The following is a 17,283-nucleotide window of genomic DNA, read 5'->3' on the forward strand; positions in this document are numbered from 1 at the left end:
GGCAGCCGAGGGAAACGCGGGCTCGGACGAGAAGACTGAGGTCTCGTCCGGGGTGTGACACCCCTCGGGCTGAGGGAACGCTCTGAGCGGGGCGGCATCGAGGCGAGTCCTCGGCGCCGCCCCGTCGGTCTTTGACAGTGAGGTGGGGGCGGTAATGGGCTTCTTGGACGGACTCTGGCCCGGACGCGCGGTCGAGTTCGACTCGGGCAGCGCGGCGAGCAACGCGATCGAGCTGACCAAACGGCACGACCGGGTGTCCCTGACCAAGCAGGGCGCGGAGACCGGGCATCTGCGCATCAACCTCGCCTGGCGGATGCGGACCTCCGACATCGGCGGCTCCCAACGGGAGTCGCTGCTGCGGCACCCCTTCAAGGCGCTCAAGCCGCCGGAGGTCATAGGACACAGCCAGAGCATGGTCAACGTCGACCTCGACCTGGGGTGCCTGTACGAGCTGACGGACGGCTCCAAGGGCGTCGTACAACCCCTCGGCGGGCTCTTCGGGGACGTCAACTCGGCGCCGTACGTCAAGCTCAGCGGCGACGACCGGTTCGGGTCGGCGTCCGGCGAGACGATCTACGTCAACCTCGATCACCGGGAGTCCATCAAACGGATCCTGGTGTTCGTCTACATCTACGACCAGACGCCGGCGTTCGACCGGACCCACGCGAGCGTGACGCTGTATCCGAGCAACGGGCCGCGGATCGAGATAGGCCTCGATGAGCGGCATCCTCAGGCTCGGTCGTGTGCGGTGGTGATGATCGAGAACGTGAAGGGGGAGATCATCGTGCGGCGTGAGGTGAAGTTCGTGTACGGGTTCCAGGCGGAGCTGGATCGGTTGTACGGGTGGGGGCTTCAGTGGGGGCGGGGTTATAAGACCAAGGCGGAGCGTTGAGGGGCGCCTAGGAGCTCGGGGGGTTGTGTTGTCGGGCGGGTGCGGGCCGTGTGTCGCTGGTCGCGCAGTTCCCCGCGCCCCTAGGTAAGTCCCCTTAGCGTCCGATGAATTGTGGACCTTGGGGAGGTAGCCGGAAGTCGGGGTCCAGCGCTGCTGCCGCGGGCACCGGCGGCTGCGGGTAGCCGTAGGATGGCTGGCTTGTCGGCTGGGGGTAGCCGTACGCCGGTTGGGTCGTCGGAGGGGTCTGGGGGTAGCCGTAGGCCGGCTGCTGGGGGACCGCTGTCGTCGGTTGTTCCGGGGGGAGGGGCTGGGAGGTGGTCTCCGGCGTCGGCGCCGGCTCCTCCGTGGGCTCCGAGTCGTCCACCGAGATGCCGAAATCGCTGGCCAGGCCCTTCAGACCGTCCGAGTAGCCCTCGCCCAGGGCGCGGAACTTCCAGCCCTCGCCGCGGCGGTACAGCTCCCCGCAGATCAGGGCCGTCTCGCGGCCGGTCTCCGGCTTGATGTCGAAGTAGGCCAGCGGCTCACCGTCGGCGACCGCGGCGTCGTACAGCAGGATGCGCAGCGCGCGTACGTTGTCGAACGTGACGCCGTCCGCCGATGCGACCAGCAGAATCTGCCCGACGCCGGGCTCGACACCGGAGAGATCTGTCTGGATCGTGTCGGTGAGGCCCTCGGCGACCCGCTTCTTGCCGAGTCGCCACACCTTCCCGGAGGGGTGCCGGGGCTGGTTGTAGAAGACGAAGTCCTCGTCGGAACGTACGCGGCCGTCGGGGCCGAGGAGCAGCGCCGAGGCGTCGACATCCGGGACCCCCTGCCCGGGCGTCCAGCGCACCACGGCGCGCACCGTGGTGACGTCCAGCGGGACGTTCGACCCCTTCAGCATGGCGTGCGTCATGCGGTCATCCTGCCTTCTCGGTCCTGCTCACGACAACGCGGGGTGGGTGCTCGACTCGGCTGCTCGGCGTGCGTGCTCGACAATGGTGTCCACACGGTTGTCCCCGCGGGCGTTACCTGAAATTCATGCCCGACGGGAACCTCTGACATGGCTCGGTACGTACTATTACCGGCCACCTGTTCTCAAAATCCACAGGCTTACCTTGCGCCACGGGGGAGTTTTATGCGTCATTTCGGGCACATCGCCCCTGAGGTGCGGCAGCGCCTCTTCCATCGCGAGCCCTGCGCGTTCGACGCGGACTCGCCGGCCCGGCTGCTCTCCGCGGCCCTGGGCGCCACGCTGTACAGCCCGGCCACCCGGCCCCGGCTGGCCGACGACATCGTCAAACAGACCGGTCGCGGCGTGGTCTCGATGGTGCTGTGCCTGGAGGACTCCATCGGTGACGAGGACGTCGCCGCGGGTGAGGAGAACCTGGTCCGGCAGTTCGCCGACCTCGCCGCCCGCGAGGACGTCGAGCCGCCCCTGCTCTTCATCCGTGTGCGTACGCCCGAGCAGATCCCCGACCTCGTCCAGCGCCTCGGCGGGACGGTCCGGCTGCTGTCCGGGTTCGTGTTCCCCAAGTTCACCGAGGAGCGCGGCATCCCCTTCCTGGAGGCCCTCGCCGTCGCCGAGCACACGAGCGGCCGCCGGCTCTTCGGCATGCCCGTCCTGGAGACGCCCGAGCTGATGTACCGCGAGTCGCGTGTCGACGCCCTGGAGGGCATCGCCCGCGCCGTCGACAAGTACCGCGACCGCGTCCTCGCGCTGCGCCTCGGCGTCACCGACTTCTGCTCCTCGTACGGCCTGCGCAGAGCCCCCGACATGACGGCCTACGACGTCCAGATCGTCGCCTCCGTGATCGCCGACGTGGTCAACATGCTGGGCCGTGCCGACGGCACCGGGTTCACCGTGACCGGCCCGGTGTGGGAGTACTTCCGCGTTCCCGAGCGCATGTTCAAGCCGCTGCTGCGGAACAGCCCCTTCCTGGAGGGGCAGGCGGTGGAGCTCCGCGAGAAACTGATAGAGCACGCCATGGACGGGCTGCTGCGGGAGATCTCCCTCGACCACGCCAACGGCCTGCTGGGCAAGACCTGCATCCACCCCTCCCACGTGCCGGCGGTGCACGCACTGTCCGTCGTCAGTCACGAGGAGTACAGCGACGCGGCCGACATCCTGCGGCCCGAGCGAGGCGGCGGAGGCGTCCTGCGCTCGCAGTACACGAACAAGATGAACGAGGTGAAGCCGCACCGCGCCTGGGCCGAGCGGACCATGCTGCGCGCGGAGGTCTTCGGCGTCGCGAACGAGGACGTCAGCTTCGTCGACCTGCTCGCCGCCGGAATACCCGGCTGAAGCTCCGATTCAAGGGACGCATGAACAACGCAGTGAACAGCAGGGTGCCGGGCGCGATCTGGTCCGGTACCTGGGTCGCCGAGCGCCTCGGGGTCGAACTCGTCGGCGACGAGGGCCTGACCGACCTCCTCGGTCTGGCCCTGCGCCGCAACCCCAAGCGGGCCCACCTCCTCGTCTCCAACGTGCTCGGCAAGCACGTGCCGCAGTCACCGACGGTGGTGTACGGCCACGGCTTCGCCCTCGGCCGCCGAGTCCGCGACCTGCTCGGCGAGGAGGCGTCCACCGCGGTCGTCCTCGGCTACGCGGAGACGGCGACCGGCCTCGGCCACTCGGTCGCCGACGGCATCGGCACGGCCCCCTACCTCCACTCCACCCGCCGCCCGGTTCCCGGGGTCACCCCGGCGGGCGGCTTCGAGGAGTCCCACTCCCACGCGACGTCCCACCTGCTCCTCCCGGAGAACGCGGGCCTGCTGGCGGGCGACGGCCCCCTGGTCCTCGTGGACGACGAGTTCTCGACCGGCAACACGGTCCTGAACACGATCAGGGACCTGCACGAGCGGTACCCGCGGCGCCGGTATGTGGTCGTGGCCCTGGTCGACATGAGGTCGGAGGCGGACGCGGGGCGCTTGGAGGAGTTCGCGCGCGAGATAGACGCGAGGGTGGACCTGGTGGCGGCGGCTTCGGGGAACGTACGCCTGCCGGAAGGGGTACTGGAGAAGGGCCAAGCTCTTGTCGCCGAGTACTCAGGTGCCCTAGGGGCGCGGGGAACTGCGCGACAAGCCCCCACCGGCCCGCGGCCGAAAGCGCACCGTATAGACCTCCACTGGCCCCACGGCCTCCCGGACGGCGGACGTCACGGCTTCACCCCCTCCCACCGCACCCGCCTCGAAGCCGCCCTCCCCGAGATGACCGCCCGCCTCGCAGAGGCGATCCCGGCGGGCGCCCACCGCATACACATACTCGGCTTCGAAGAGCTGATGTACGCCCCCCTGCGCCTCGCACGCGAGCTTGAGCAGGTCGCGGGAGGCGCCGAGGTCACCTACTCCACCACCACCCGCTCACCCGTCCTCGCCGTCGACGACCCCGGCTACGCGATACGCAGCCGCATCGTCTTCCCGGCCCATGACACCCCGGCCGACGGCCCCGGCGACCGCTACGCGTACAACATCGCCGGCGCCGGATTCGACGTGGTGGTCGCCGTGGTCGACTCCGCCGCCGACACCCCCGAACTGCACGCCCCCGACGGCCTGTTGGCGCAGCTGGCCGAAACCGCCCCGCACATACTGCTCGCGGTCGTCCCGTCGTACGTCCCCGAAAGGCCCTCCATGCTCCCCGAGCCCCTCCGCGGCCCCGTCTTCTCCTCGTACGCCCCCGACGAGGTCGGCTGGCTGCTCCAGGACCTGTCGGACGTGACGCTGGAGGCGCCGACCGAGGAGCGCGAGGAGGCCATCCAGAGCGGCGGTGCGCACTACGCGGAGTCGCTGCCGGTGGAGTACCAGCCCAGCGAGCAGTACCAGCAGCTCTTCCACACGGCCCTGGACGCGTCCGCGGCCCGGCTCGCGCAGGCGGTCGGTGCCGTGACCGAGATCGTGCTCGAAGAGCGTTCGCCCCGGCCCGTCCTCGTCTCGCTCGCCCGCGCCGGCACCCCCGTCGGCGTCCTGATGCGCCGCTGGGCCCAGTTCCGGCACGGCCTCGACCTGCCCCACTACGCCGTCTCGATCGTCCGCGGCCGCGGCATCGACGCCAACGCGCTGCGCTGGCTGGCCGCCCACCACGACCCGGCCGACGTCGTCTTCGTCGACGGCTGGACCGGCAAGGGCGCCATCACCCGTGAACTCGCGGACGCGGTCAAGGAGTTCGAGGCGGCGGGCGGCGCCACCGGCTTCGACCCGGAGATCGCGGTCCTCGCCGACCCGGGCTCGTGCGTGAAGACGTACGGCACCCGCGAGGACTTCCTCATCCCCTCCGCCTGCCTCAACTCCACGGTCTCCGGCCTGATTTCCCGCACGGTCCTGCGCGCGGACCTGGTCGGCCCGAACGACTTCCACGGCGCGAAGTTCTACCGCGAACTCGCCGGAGCCGACGTCTCCGTGGACTTCCTGGACGCCGTCTCCGCCACCTTCCCGGAGGTCGTGGACTCGGTGGAGCAGCAGGTCAAGGAGCTGATGTCCGGTGACCGCGAGCCCACTTGGGAGGGCTGGGCGGCCGTCGAACGCATCAGTGAGGAGTACGGCATCCACGACGTGAACCTCGTCAAGCCCGGCGTCGGCGAGACCACCCGGGTGCTGCTGCGCCGCGTGCCCTGGAAGATCCTCGCGAAGGCCGGTGCGGGCGCCGACCTGGCCCACGTACGGCTGTTGGCCGAGCAGAGAGGCGTACCGGTGGAAGAGGTGGCCGAACTGCCGTACACCTGCGTGGGGTTGATCCACCCCAAGTACACGCGGGGCGCGACCGGCGCCGACGGCAAGGCGGTGGCGGTCTGATGCCGGTGCTGGTGGCGAGCGACCTCGACCGTACGCTCATCTACTCTTCGGCGGCCCTCGCGCTGACCATGCCGGACGCGCGGGCGCCGCGGCTGCTCTGCGTCGAGGTGCACGAGAGCAAGCCGCTGTCGTACATGACGGAGACGGCGGCCGGATTGCTGGGCGATCTCGGTGACGCGGCGGTGTTCGTACCGACGACGACCCGGACCCGTAAGCAGTATCAGCGCATCAACCTGCCCGGCCCGGCGCCCACTTACGCCATCTGCGCCAACGGCGGCCATCTGCTGGTGGACGGCGTCACGGACGCCGACTGGCACGCGCGTGTCCAGGCCCGCCTGGCCGACGAGTGCGCGCCGCTGGACGAGGTGCGCGAGCATCTGCTGCGCACCGCCGACCCCGTGTGGGTCCGCAAGCACCGCGTCGCCGAGGACCTCTTCGCCTACCTCGTCGTCGAGCGTGAGCTGTTGCCCGAGGACTGGGTGAAGGAGCTCGCGGTCTGGGCGGAGAACCGCGGCTGGACGGTCTCCCTCCAGGGCCGCAAGATCTACGCCGTCCCGAAGCCGCTCACGAAGAGCGCGGCGATGAGGGAGGTGGCCCGGCGCACGGGCGCGGAACTGACACTGGCGGCCGGTGACTCGCTGCTGGACGCGGATCTGCTGCTGGCCGCGGACAGGGGCTGGCGGCCGGGACACGGGGAGCTGGCGGAGGCGGGTTGGGCAGCGCCGACGATCACGGCACTGCCGGAGCGGGGCGTGCTGGCGGGCGAGCGCATCCTCAGGGAGTTCTTGAAGGCGACGCGGCAATAACGCCCTGTCTTTAGGGGCGCGGGGAACTGCGCGACCAGCCACAGCGGACCCGCGCCCGACAACGCGCCCCTCTGCCTAGCTGCAACACCCTCCACCACAACAACCGCCGCCGGCCTTGGGCGCCGGCGCCGCACTTGCCGTACCCCCCACCGCAACCGCCGACAACAACTTCACCGTGTCCTCATGCCCCACAGGGCACGTAGCCGGCGCCGAAGACTCAGCCATGGGCCGGCTCAACTCAAACGTGTCGCCGCAACTACGGCAGCGGTACTCATAACGAGGCATGCGCACAGGCTAACCGTCAGTGCGGCGCAGCCCCCCGCTCGTCCCGGATCTGCGCGACCACCCGAGCCACCGCCTGCCGCACCCCCTCCGTCTCCGTGAGGAAGTGCCAGTAGTCCGGGTGCCGCCCCTCCAGCGTGCCGATCGCCCGCTCAAGCCGGGCCACCGACTCGTCCAGCGGGCGCGCGTGCCGGGGATCGGGCGTGTTCCGGCCGGTCATCGCCAGCCGCTGCGCGTCCCGGATCGCGAACCGCGTCCGGTCGATCTCCTGCTGGGGGTCCTTCTGCACGGCGTTCAGCCGCCGCAGCCGATCCCCGGCGGCGGACACGGACTCGTCCGTCGCGTTCAGCAGCGCCCGCACCGTGGACAGCAGCGCCGTCGCGTCCGGCCACCGCTGCGCGTCCCGGGCGGCCCGCGCCTCGGTGAGTTTCAGTTCGGCCTGTCGTACGTTCTCCGTGGCCTGATCGGGCACCTGCTGGAGGTCCTGCCAGCAGGCCGCGGAGAAGCGTCGCCGCAGCTCGCTGAGGACCGGCTCGACCTGACCGGCACGGGTGGTGAGGGCCTGCGCGCGGGTGCGGAGCGAGACGAGCCGGTGGTCGATCTCGGCGGCCTTCTCGGGCAGCCGCTCGGCCTCCACGCGGACCGCCTCGGCCTCCCGGGCGACGCGCTCGGCACGCTCCAGGGTCTGCGGGACGCCATGCGCCCCGGCGCCCTGGTTGAGCTTGGTCAGCTCGGGACCGAGGGCGGCGAGCCGGGCGGCGAGGTCGTCGGCCTTCAGGCCCGACTGCCGTACCGCGTCGAGGGCGTTGGACGCCGCCAGCAGTCCCTGCCGGGCCCGCTCCACCGCCGGGGCGAGCCGGGCCAGCTGGGTCTCGGCCTTGCCGAGCAGCGGCCCGAGGCCGTCCGCGAACCGGTCGAGATCCTGCTTGACCCGGCCGAGCTCGTCCTTGGCGGCGGTCAGCTCGGTGCGGGCGCGGGCGGCGACGGACGCCTCGAGGTCGTCGCGGTCGAGGTCATGGGCGTCGACGGCGTTGATGTACTGGTGGCTGGCCTCGTCGATGCGGCGGCCCAGGGCCTCGAAGTCGGAGACGGCCCGGCGGGCGGCGGGGGAGTCGTCGACGGCCGTGATGGTCTCTATCGAGATCCGCAGGTCGCGCTGGGCGGTGTCCAGCTCGTAGAACGCGGCCGCGGCGGCGTCCTTCGCGGCCTGGGCCTCGGCCCGCTGGTTCTCGGCCCGGCCGCCGAACCAGCGGCGGGTGCCGCCGCCGGCGAACGCCGCGGGCAGCGCGAGGGCGGCGACCAGGGGCAGGGCGAGAAGGGTGAGGGTGTCGCGCAGCGCATGATGTGCGCGCGGCTCCGACGGCGAGTACGGCTGCGTTGGTGTCGCCGTCACATCCCTCTCCCGTGCTGTGTCCGTCCTGGCCCGGTTGTCATTCTCCCACCGGTTAAGGACGAACACACGGGCCCGTTAGTTCGCGGTCCTGACTGTGACTTTGCCGTCGCCGGTGTGCGCGGATATGACGTGCGAGCTGGACTCGTCGCGCGGGACGGAGACGTCCACCCCGCCGTCGCCGGTCTGTGTCGAGACGCGGTACGTGGACTTGGGCAGTTCGACGGTGACGGAGCCGTCCCCGCTCCTGGACTCCACCAGGTCCGGTACGGCGCCCAGTTCGAGGTGCACGGACCCGTCACCGGTCCGGGTGTGCACCTTGCGGGAGGTGACCTCCGCGCGCACGGAGCCGTCGCCGGTCTTCAGGTCGAGGGGGCCGCTGGAGTCGGTGACATGAACGGACCCGTCCCCGGTGCTGATGCTCAGCGGGGTCTCGAAGCCCTGCGCCCGCACGCCCCCGTCCCCGTCCTCGACCGTCACGGCGACCCCGCGCGGCACCTCGATACGGTGCTTGGCCGCGCAGTCGGCGACCACGCCGGTGCAGTGCATCCGCAGCTTGAGCCGGTCGTCCTTCATGGACCAGGTCACCTCGGGGTCCTTGCCGAGCGCGACGGAGCCCTGGAACCAGCGCGTGACCTCGACCGTTCCCGCCTTGGCGTCGTCGACGGCGACGATCTCCAGCGCGGAGTCGTCGGAGTCGACGGTGAGGGTGTTCCCGCGCAGGGTGAAGGCCCGCTCGTCGGGATGCTTGTCGTCCCCCGCGGAGGCTCCGCACGCGCTGACGGCCCCCAGGAGAGCGACGGCCCCGACGGCGAGGACGACGCGGGCGGTGACGGAACGGTCCATGAGAATCTCCCCCTGCAGGCACTGACAAGCCTCTTCGACCGTACGGACCGCGGGGCGGCCGCGGGATCCGGGACGCTCCCGGATACAGGGTGGGGAAAACCCCCGGAAGAACCCTGACCGCATCCGGTTTGCAGGACAGTGCCCCGGGCAATGTAGGCTGTCGACTCGTCCTGAGCGCAGCTCGGGGTGCGGGTGCGTAGCTCAGGGGTAGAGCGCCTGCCTTACAAGCAGGATGTCGGCGGTTCGAAACCGTCCGCGCCCACCACCGTGAAGGGGACCCCGGCCGACATCGGCCGGGGTCCCCTTCGTCTCGTCACTCCGTTTCGTCGCGTGCGTGCTTCAGCCCCATCCGCGCGTCCACCCGTTCCCCCACCGCGACCTCCGCCCAGAAGCGGTGGCCGCTGACGAAGACGGCGAGTTCGTGTTCGCGTTGGCGGAGCTTCTCCACCTCTGCCTGTTCGTCGGCCGTCCAGCCGGGTGAGGCGGGGCGTTCCACCTTGCGCCAGCCGGCGGTGTCGCTGAATCCGTCCAGCGGCTCGACCGACCAGGGCAGCCTTTTGAGCAGGGCCGACAGCTCGGCCCTGACCTGATGCAGCTCCTCCTGACCGGCGAGGAGGTCACTCGGAAAGTCATAGGTCGTAGCCACGGCGCAATGCTACGCCTGTTCGATTTAGGGGTGCGAGTTTCTTCAGTGGGTTCATGCGAACGGGTGTGGCAGCCGCGGGTGGGCCCGACGGCGGCGGGGGCGGGTGCCGATGTCAGGATCGGGCCTGTGAAAAGTCCCCTGACCTACCAGGACACCCTCTTCGTCAACTTCCGGCACTTCGCGTTCCCGGAGGGATCGGGGGCCGGCTACCGCTGGGTGGACGTCAAGCGGTTCCGGCTGGCGGCCGACCCCCCGGCCGACCATGACCTGCTCGCCGCGCTGATCGCGCGGCCAGAGTTCCGGGACCTCTACGACGGCTCGGGGATCTGGCAGGACCTACGGCACGGACGGTGGTGGGCGGACCGGATCGGCCCGGAGGCGTATGTGCCGGTCGACGCGGAGGGCGCGAACGGCATCGTCCGGAACTGGGCCGGCGGACTCGGCCCGGTGCCCGCCGAGCTGGACGCGCGGCTGGGGGAGACCGTCTACGAGCCCGCTCGCCGGGCGAGCAGCCGGTACGTCCTCGGGGAGCTTCCCGAGGACGCCCGGCACGACTACGCGCAGGTCCACATCGAGTTCCACGAACTCGTCCTCGTCGACCGCGCCCTCGGCGTCCTGTCGCTCGTGGTTGCGGCCGACGACTGAGGCGCCGGGTCTCAGTGACCGGCGGCCCGCAGTTCCGCCACCAGGCGGGTCGCCACCGGGGCCGGTACCCCGGAGCGTTCCGCCGCGCGCAGCAATGCCCCGCCGATCGCGTCGAGTTCGAGCGGGTGACCCGCTTCGGCGTCGCGCTGCATGGAGGACTTGGTCTGCGGCCGGAACGCGTCGTAGCGGGCGAGGGCCTGGGCCGGGTCCACCGAGGCGCCCGAGGCGCGGCTGACCGCGGCCGTCTCCTCGACCAGTGCGATCAGCTCCTCGCGGTGGCGCGTGCGGACGTCGCCCAGCGGGAGCGCGTAGCGCGTGGTGAGCAGGGCGAGCGGGGCTAGGAACGCCATCTTGGACCACAGCGCCGAGGCCTCGTCCGGGAGGACCCGGGTGGTCGGCCCGGCCGCGTCCAGGGCCGCCGCCAGCGTGTCCAGGCGGTCCTTGGCCACCTTGTCGCCGCTCAGGTCGATCTCCGCGAGCGGGCTGCCGTGCACGATCTCTCCCGGCGCCACCCGTGTCGACTCCGTCCGGATCACCGCCGGGGCCACCACCTCCTCGCCGTAGCGGGCCCGCAGCGCCGCCGGGTGCTCCACGCCGTTCAGGAACGGGACGAGGAGCGCGTCACCCAGCGCCGCGGGCGGTACCCGGTCCAGCGCCGCGTCGAGCGCGGTGTGCTTGACCGCCACCAGGCAGGCGTCGACGGGCGTCCGCAGCTCGGTGTCCGCCTCCACTGCGGCCGTGAAGTCACCGTACGGGCCGCTGCGGACGTGGATTCCGGTCGTACGCAGCGCCGCGGCGGTCTCGTCCCCGGCCAGGCAGATGACCCGGTGGCCGTCCCGGGCCAGCAGCCCGGCGAGCAGGCCGCCGATGCCCCCCGGGCCCAGTACGGCCACGGTCAGTTTCCGGTCGTGCGTCGTCACACGAACTCCCTTCGTCGGTCGGCCCCTTGAGTGGTGGCCGCCTCGCGACGGATCATCGCAGACGTCACAGTCGTACGGTCTCCCCGGGCTCCGGCAGGTGCAGCCGGTCGGTCAGGCCCGCCTCCGCGAACGCCTTCGTCAGCGTCGGGCCGTCCTGCGTGAAGTGGCCCCAGTGCTCGAAGTGCAGCGGTACGACATGACGGGCGCCCAGGATCACGGCCGCCTCCGCCGCCCGCTCGCTGGTCAGGGTGAGCGGGGCGTCCGGCACGAGGGGAGTGCGGGCCGCTCCCGCGAACAGCACGGCCACGTCGAAGGGGCCCTCGCGGTCGGCGATCTCGCGGACCAGGTCCAGGTCGGCGTTGTCGCCGCTGACGTACACCTTCGGCAGTCCCGCCCCGGACAGGACGAAGCCGGTGACCTCGCCGACGAGGGGTTCGGAGCCCTTGGGGCCGTGCAGGGCGGGCACGGCGGTGACGCGGACGCCGCCGACCTCCGTGTGCTCCCAGGTGGGCAGGGCGCGGACGGGGGCGCCGATCCGGTCGTACGCCGAGGCCGTGGACAGGACGAGCGGCGCGGACCCGACGAGTGTCCGGCCCGCCGTGTCCAGGTTGTCCGGGTGGTGGTCGTGGGAGAGCAAGACGGCGTCCACCGGGCCCACCTCGGCCGCGGTCACCGCCGGGCCGGTCTTCTTCACCAGCGTGCGGGAGCCGACGGCGTACTCACCGGGCGCGTCGAAGGTCGGGTCGGTCAGCAGGCGCACCCCGCCGAGCGTGATCACAGAGGTCGGGCCGCCGATGTAAAGGATCTCCACAGAGGTCATGTACTGCACAATCCGGCCGATGCCCCGCGCTATTCCGGCGGCCGGGCCACACTTGAGGCATGTGCCGCAGCATCAAGACCCTTCGCCCGCCCGTGTTGCCCGAGGAGGCGACCGAGGAGGAGATCCGGGCCGCCGCCCTCCAGTACGTGCGGAAGGTGTCCGGCTTCCGGGCGCCCGCCGCGCACAACCAGGAGGTCTTCGACCACGCCGTCGACGCGATCGCCGAGGCCACGGCCGAGCTGCTCGCCGGCCTGGAGGTGCGTGGGGCGGCGGCGCGGAAGGCCGGGTAGTTACGCGGCGGGCTGGCGGCGCATCACGTACGCCGCCCCGGCGCCCGCGCCGAACAGCGCCAGCACCGACACGCCCGTCGCCAGCCAGGTCGTCCCCAGCCACTGGGCGCCGTAGTAGCCGAGGGCGACGCTGTACGCCGCCCAGGCCAGGCCCGCCAGCGCGGACCAGGGCAAGAACTCGCGGATGCGGCGGTGGGCGGCGCCCGCGACGAAGGAGACGACCGATCGGCCGGCCGGGGCGAAGCGGGCGAGGACGACCAGCGGGCCGCCGCCGCGGGCGAGGGCCGAGCCGAGACGTTCCTGCGCGGTGGTCAGCCGACGGGAGCGGGCGATGGCGCGGTCGAGGCGGTCGCCGCCCCGCCAGGCCAGCCGGTACGCCACCAGGTCGCCGAGGACGGACGCGGTGGCGGCACAGAGCGTGAGCAGGAGGATGTCCGGGACGTCCGCCGGGACCTTGCCGGCGGCGGTGCCCGCGGCCGCCGCGGTGGCGGCCGTGATGACGAGGACACCACTGGGCAGGACCGGCAGGAACACGTCGAGCAGGACCGACGCGGCCACCAGCGCGTAGATCCATGGGCTGCCGGTCAGCGCGCCCACACTCCCGAGACTCTCGAACACCGTCACTCCCCGTTTTCCCCCGTAACAGCCATACAGCGTACGCCGGGGGTGTGACAGGAGGTTCATGGGGGGCTCGTGTGTCCTGCACGGGTTGTTCACTCCGGTGACACGTTCCGGGGAGTGAACAACCCGTGCGGGGGTGCCCGTCGTGGAGCGGGTGGATCAGGCGGCCACGGGTGCCTTGTCCGTGGCCGGTCGCTCGGCGGCGGCCGGGGAGCGCTTGGCGAACAGCCGGTCGACGCCGAAGGCGCCGGAGCCGGTGAACACCAGCAGCAGGAAGGCCCAGCAGAACATCGCCGAGGCCTCGCCGCCGTTCTCCATCGGCCACAGGGCGCCGGGCTGATGGACCTTGAAGTACGCGTACGCCATCGAGCCCGAGGCGATGAACGCGGCGGCCCGGGTGCCGAGGCCGAGCAGGACGAGCGAGCCGCCGACGAGCTGGATCACGGCCGCGTACCAGCCCGGCCAGGTGCCGGCGGAGACGCTGTCGCTGCCGAGGACGCCGAAGAGCGAGGCGGCGCCGTGGCAGGTGAAGAGCAGTCCGACGACGATACGAAACAGGCCGAGGACGTACGGCTGGGCGCTGTTGAGGCGTCCGGTCATGTGGGGAGTACTCCTACGGTCGGACCGGTCCGTGGGGAGGACCGGTGTGGGGGACAGAACCGTGCGAGCACTCCACGTTAGGCGGGCCTAATCAATGCTTGCAAGTTCAACATTTGGCCACGGATTTGCCTCCGCTTGACTTCCGTTTCGCCGGTAGCCGCACGTAGAGCGGTGCGAATGGCTTCTCTGGCCACCGCGTCCGCGTCCGAAAGCGTGACCGAATCCACACCCGGCCGGGCGCCCGCCGCGGTCACCCAGTGCACTCCTTCCGTCGGCACCCCGAACGCGAACCTCTTTGCATGCACGGCTCCTTGACGGTTCATCAGACGGTAAGGCCGTGCCGTGACGTCCAGTCCGCCGGTCTCGTACCCGTCGACCGTGTGCGGTCGGCACGCCCCGGTCGCCAGCAGCCGGGCGAGCAACGGGTCGGCGGTGCGCCGCAGATCCGGTTCCGGCAGCCGTGCCTCGATGAGGGTGGTCACGCGTACGGCGGACCCGGGGACGTCGGGGGAGTGCGCCACCCAGTCCCCGTCCCCTTCGGTGACCGTCGCGCGCGGTCCGAGCACCTCGACCACTCCCGCCTCCATCAGCGCCACCAGCTCCTCGATACGGCGGCGGGGCGGGCCGATGGAGAGGAACGCGTTGAGCGGGGTGTACCAGCGGTCCAGGTGCTCGCGGCGCGAGACGCCGGTCAGTCCGCCGTGGTCGACGATCAGCCGGAGTTCGTTGCGCAGGTCGCGCAGCACGTCGAGGGCCGCCTTGAGGGGGCCGTCGACATTGCCGAGGGCGGCCTGCGCGGCGTCCTCGCGCAGGTGCGCCAGCAGCCAGGAGCGCCACTGGCCGGGGTCGGTGAAGTCGCGGTCCGCGTACGGCCGGGAGATCCGGTCCCAGCTCCAGCGGTCGGCGTCCGGGACGCCGAACTCGTCGAGGACCAGGGCCTCTTGGGCGTCGCCGTGCGGGACGGTGAGGAAGCGGTCGGGGAAGTCGGGGCGCCGGGTCAGGGCCGTGTAGTAGACGGTCTCGACCTCCTTCGCGGCCAACGGCCATATCTCGGCGAGGAAGTCGGGTGCCTCGCCCGAGTCGGCGCGCTTGCGGAAGCCCGCTATGACCTCCGGGGTGAGCACGAGCGGGGTGTGCCGGCCGTACGGGCCCTTCGCGTTGTCGCCGCGCGCCTGGTACGGGACGCCCCGCCGGGACCCGGCGTAGAGGCGGGGTTCGCGGCCGGAGGGGAGATAGCGCAGACCGTCCGGGCCGGGGACGAAACGGCCACCGCGGCCGGTCGTCAACAAGGCGGTGTGGTCGAAGAAGTTGAGACCCAGGCCGCGCAACAGCACCGGTTCGCCGGGGGAGATGGCGTCGAGGTCGACGTCGGCGGGGTTGACGGGCGGGATGTGGCGCAGACCGTGGCGAGCGGCGTACGCCGCCATGTGCCGTTCTTCCGGCGTGGGGAGCGTGGGCAGATGGCCCTGGGTGAGGACGACGGCGGCGAGGCCGGTCAGGGTGCTGCCGTTGTCGAGGGTGAGGATCTGGCGGCCGTCGGGGGCGTCGTCGAGGCGGGTCGCGCGGGCCGCGTGGGTCTCGACGCGCACGGCGGGCGGGGCCTCCCGGACCGTACGGGCGAACACCCACTCCAGGTACCGCCCGTAGTGGGCGCGGGTCGGGTACGCGTCCGGGCCGAGCTCGCCGGCCGCCCACTCGTACAGGCTGGGGCCCGGCCGGATCGGCCCCGAGCAGTCCACGCTGTCGTCGGTGAACAGGGTGACCTGGCAGGCGACGGTGTTCATCAGCAGCTCGGGCGACTGAGCCACCCGCCACACGCTGCCCGCGCCGGGCGGTGCGGGGTCCACCACGTGCACGGTCAACTCGACGCCGGGTGGCAGGAGTTCGGGCACCGACGCACACAGCCGCTCCAGGACGCTGGTGCCTCGTGGTCCGGCACCGACCACGGCGAGGGAGAGGGGGGACGGTTCCGCAGCCGGTGCAGACAAAAGGGTGACTCCCGGGCGTGTGGGGCGCTTGGCGGGTGGTCGCCCGCCGGAAGCGGACGGTCCGCCTCATCATGCCGTGCCCTCACTCGGACGTGAGTACCGAGTCCGTCACCGTCTTCAGTACGCCCTTCGGCCGCGCCTGCTCCAGCCGCAGCCGGGCCGAACGCCCGCGCATCGTCAGTGTCATGAGCTGGTTGCCGAACCACGGGCCGCCCGTCCGCCGCCAGTCCACCGGCGGGCGCGGGCAACCGCCGTGACCGGCGAAACGGCGGCCCAGCACCCGGGCCGCCGCACTCCAGCCGAACCGGAAGCCGAGGCGTATGGACAGCGGGATGGAGTTGTGGACCGGTGAGCAGGTCAACTGGAGCACCCGGGCCTGCGGGCCGCCGCCGGAGGGCCACTCGGGCTCGGCCACGTACGCGTGATGCACGTCCCCCGAGAGCACCAGCACCGTCGCGGGGGCGTCGGGCCCGGACCCCGCCTCCGCGATCAGCGCGGCCAGCGCGTCGAAGGACGTCGGGAACGCCGCCCAGTGCTCCAGGTCGGCCCGGCGCCTCAGATCCTCCCCGAACCGCGCCCAGCGCGCCCCGCGATCCCCCCGGCACAGGGCCGCGTTCCAGGCCTCGGCGTCGTGCACCAGGTGGGGCAGCAGCCAGGGCAGGGAGGTGCCGACGAGAAGATGGTCGTACGACTCCCGGTCGGCCAGGGCTTGTTCGCGCAGCCACCGGGCCTCCCCGGGGTCGAGCATCGACCGCTGCTCCTCATCGAGGACGCGGGCCGCCCGGGTGTCCACCATCAGCAGCCGCACCCGCCCGAAGTCGCGCCGGTAACTCCAGCGCACCGAGGCCGGATCGGCGTCCGCCTTGCAGGCGAAGGAGCGCAACTCGTCGGTGCCGTCCGGGTGTTGGCGTACGGCGGCGTAGAGCGGGTCGGCCGCCAGCTCGTCCGGGGTGAGGTTGCCGAGGTGCTGGTGCACCCAGTACGACATCAGGCCGCTCAGCAGCCGCTCCCGCCACCACGGGGTGGCCCGCATGTCGTCCAGCCAGGCCGCCGAGGTGTTCCAGTCGTCTATGACGTCGTGGTCGTCGAAGATCATGCAGCTGGGCACGGTGGACAGCAGCCAGCGCACCTCGGGGTCGAGCCAGGACTCGTAGTAGAGGCGGGTGTACTCCTCGTAGTCCGCGACCTCGCTGCCCGGCGGGTCGCTCAGATCGCGGCGGGCGGCCAGCCAGCGGCGGGTGGCCGGGGAGGTCTCGTCGGCGTACACCTGGTCGCCCAACAGCACGAGCACGTCCGGGCGTTCACCGTCCGGGTCGGCGGCGATCCGGGCCGCGAGGGTGTCCAGGGCGTCGGGGCCGACCGGGTCCTTCCCACCGTCCGGCGGGGCGGCCCAGCGGCAGGAGCCGAAGGTGACGCGGACGGTGTCGCCGATGGGGGCACCTCCCGCTCGAGCGGAGTCGGGAGTGGGGGACGGGGTGCGGATCACCGACTCCGGGAACGGGGAGTCGGGGAGCGGCCACACCCGAACGCCGTCCAGGAGCACCTCGTACGACTGCGAGGTCCCGGGGGTGAGGCCGGTCACCGGGATCAGGGCGTAGTGGTGGCCGGCGATCTGGAAGGTGCGGATCTCGCCGCGCGCGCCCTGGGCGCCGCGCACCTCGGCCGTGCACGGACGGCTCGCCTCGATCCAGATGGTCGCGGACGAGCCGTCGGCATACCTGAGCAGCGGTCCCAACCGAAGTTCGGCCACGTGATCCTCCTCCGTCGCCC

Annotated in this window: 16 protein-coding genes, 1 tRNA gene and 1 pseudogene; 7 read left to right on the forward strand and 11 right to left on the reverse strand. The window is 71.7% G+C overall.

The features are described 5' to 3' along the window. The first annotated feature begins 154 nt into the window (after positions 1 to 154). Complete coding sequence (locus tag IQ210_RS32310; protein ID WP_194082729.1) at positions 155 to 892, forward strand: TerD family protein; 738 nt, start codon at positions 155 to 157, stop codon at positions 890 to 892. Between the two features lie 94 nt (positions 893 to 986). Here the strand turns inward: IQ210_RS32310 and IQ210_RS32315 are convergent, their stop codons facing one another. Further along, positions 987 to 1,787: a TerD family protein gene (locus IQ210_RS32315; RefSeq protein ID WP_194082730.1), complete on the reverse strand. Its 801-nt coding sequence runs from the start codon at positions 1,785 to 1,787 to the stop codon at positions 987 to 989. 222 nt (positions 1,788 to 2,009) lie between these two features. On the opposite strand from IQ210_RS32315, the gene IQ210_RS32320 reads away from it, so the two are divergent. Genes IQ210_RS32320 through IQ210_RS32330 form a run of 3 tightly spaced genes read left to right on the forward strand, consistent with a single transcriptional unit; the run spans position 2,010 to position 6,465 of the window. Then, positions 2,010 to 3,176 (forward strand): HpcH/HpaI aldolase/citrate lyase family protein, encoded by a 1,167-nt coding sequence (locus IQ210_RS32320; protein ID WP_194082731.1) that lies wholly within the window; start codon positions 2,010 to 2,012, stop codon positions 3,174 to 3,176. Positions 3,177 to 3,196: 20 nt separating this feature from the next. Beyond that, entirely contained in the window at positions 3,197 to 5,659 is a 2,463-nt protein-coding gene (locus tag IQ210_RS32325; protein ID WP_194082732.1) for a phosphoribosyltransferase, read from the forward strand. Then, complete coding sequence (locus tag IQ210_RS32330) at positions 5,659 to 6,465, forward strand: HAD family hydrolase (protein WP_194082733.1); 807 nt, start codon at positions 5,659 to 5,661, stop codon at positions 6,463 to 6,465. Before IQ210_RS32325 ends, IQ210_RS32330 begins: the two co-directional genes overlap by 1 nt. A 75-nt stretch (positions 6,466 to 6,540) precedes the next feature. Here IQ210_RS32330 and IQ210_RS32335 read toward each other — a convergent pair whose 3' ends face one another. The 3 genes from IQ210_RS32335 to IQ210_RS32345 form a co-directional block, all read right to left on the reverse strand. After that, a complete protein-coding gene (locus IQ210_RS32335) occupies positions 6,541 to 6,750 on the reverse strand; it encodes an FmdB family zinc ribbon protein (RefSeq protein WP_194082734.1) in 210 nt (69 codons plus the stop codon). A 16-nt stretch (positions 6,751 to 6,766) separates the two neighbouring features. Continuing rightward, on the reverse strand, positions 6,767 to 8,140 hold the full coding sequence (locus IQ210_RS32340; RefSeq protein WP_194082735.1) for a hypothetical protein: 1,374 nt from the start codon (positions 8,138 to 8,140) through the stop codon (positions 6,767 to 6,769). 75 nt (positions 8,141 to 8,215) lie between these two features. Then, complete coding sequence (locus IQ210_RS32345) at positions 8,216 to 8,983, reverse strand: DUF4097 family beta strand repeat-containing protein (RefSeq protein WP_194082736.1); 768 nt, start codon at positions 8,981 to 8,983, stop codon at positions 8,216 to 8,218. 190 nt (positions 8,984 to 9,173) lie between these two features. Here IQ210_RS32345 and IQ210_RS32350 point away from each other — a divergent pair. Further along, a tRNA-Val gene (locus IQ210_RS32350) sits at positions 9,174 to 9,248 on the forward strand. A 48-nt stretch (positions 9,249 to 9,296) separates the two neighbouring features. Here the strand turns inward: IQ210_RS32350 and IQ210_RS32355 are convergent. Beyond that, entirely contained in the window at positions 9,297 to 9,629 is a 333-nt protein-coding gene (locus IQ210_RS32355) for a hypothetical protein (protein ID WP_194082737.1), read from the reverse strand. A gap of 126 nt (positions 9,630 to 9,755) precedes the next feature. Between IQ210_RS32355 and IQ210_RS32360 the strand changes: the two genes are divergently transcribed. Next, on the forward strand, positions 9,756 to 10,274 hold the full coding sequence (locus tag IQ210_RS32360) for a hypothetical protein (protein WP_194082738.1): 519 nt from the start codon (positions 9,756 to 9,758) through the stop codon (positions 10,272 to 10,274). Between the two features lie 11 nt (positions 10,275 to 10,285). On the opposite strand, the gene IQ210_RS32365 is transcribed toward IQ210_RS32360, so the two are convergent. Together IQ210_RS32365 and IQ210_RS32370 are read right to left on the reverse strand one after the other, a co-directional pair. Then, positions 10,286 to 11,194 (reverse strand): ketopantoate reductase family protein, encoded by a 909-nt coding sequence (locus IQ210_RS32365; RefSeq protein WP_194082739.1) that lies wholly within the window; start codon positions 11,192 to 11,194, stop codon positions 10,286 to 10,288. A gap of 64 nt (positions 11,195 to 11,258) precedes the next feature. Then, entirely contained in the window at positions 11,259 to 12,014 is a 756-nt protein-coding gene (locus IQ210_RS32370; RefSeq protein WP_194082740.1) for an MBL fold metallo-hydrolase, read from the reverse strand. Between the two features lie 59 nt (positions 12,015 to 12,073). On the opposite strand from IQ210_RS32370, the gene IQ210_RS32375 reads away from it, so the two are divergent. Next, complete coding sequence (locus IQ210_RS32375) at positions 12,074 to 12,304, forward strand: DUF2277 domain-containing protein (protein ID WP_194082741.1); 231 nt, start codon at positions 12,074 to 12,076, stop codon at positions 12,302 to 12,304. On the opposite strand, the gene IQ210_RS32380 is transcribed toward IQ210_RS32375, so the two are convergent. The 4 genes and pseudogenes from IQ210_RS32380 to IQ210_RS32395 all read right to left on the reverse strand — a co-directional run bounded on the left by IQ210_RS32380 (position 12,305) and on the right by IQ210_RS32395 (position 17,263). Further along, positions 12,305 to 12,922 (reverse strand): DedA family protein, encoded by a 618-nt coding sequence (locus tag IQ210_RS32380; RefSeq protein ID WP_256786444.1) that lies wholly within the window; start codon positions 12,920 to 12,922, stop codon positions 12,305 to 12,307. Positions 12,923 to 13,084: 162 nt separating this feature from the next. After that, complete coding sequence (locus IQ210_RS32385) at positions 13,085 to 13,525, reverse strand: DoxX family protein (RefSeq protein WP_194082743.1); 441 nt, start codon at positions 13,523 to 13,525, stop codon at positions 13,085 to 13,087. A gap of 87 nt (positions 13,526 to 13,612) precedes the next feature. After that, a pseudogene (locus IQ210_RS32390) lies at positions 13,613 to 15,513 on the reverse strand (FAD/NAD(P)-binding protein). Positions 15,514 to 15,595: 82 nt separating this feature from the next. Next, positions 15,596 to 17,263, reverse strand: a complete 1,668-nt coding sequence (locus IQ210_RS32395) for an alkaline phosphatase D family protein (RefSeq protein ID WP_194082744.1) — start codon at positions 17,261 to 17,263, stop codon at positions 15,596 to 15,598. Positions 17,264 to 17,283 lie beyond the last annotated feature (20 nt).

Origin of the sequence: Streptomyces justiciae, from assembly GCF_015163075.1 — a bacterium.
GTDB lineage: Bacteria > Actinomycetota > Actinomycetes > Streptomycetales > Streptomycetaceae > Streptomyces > Streptomyces justiciae.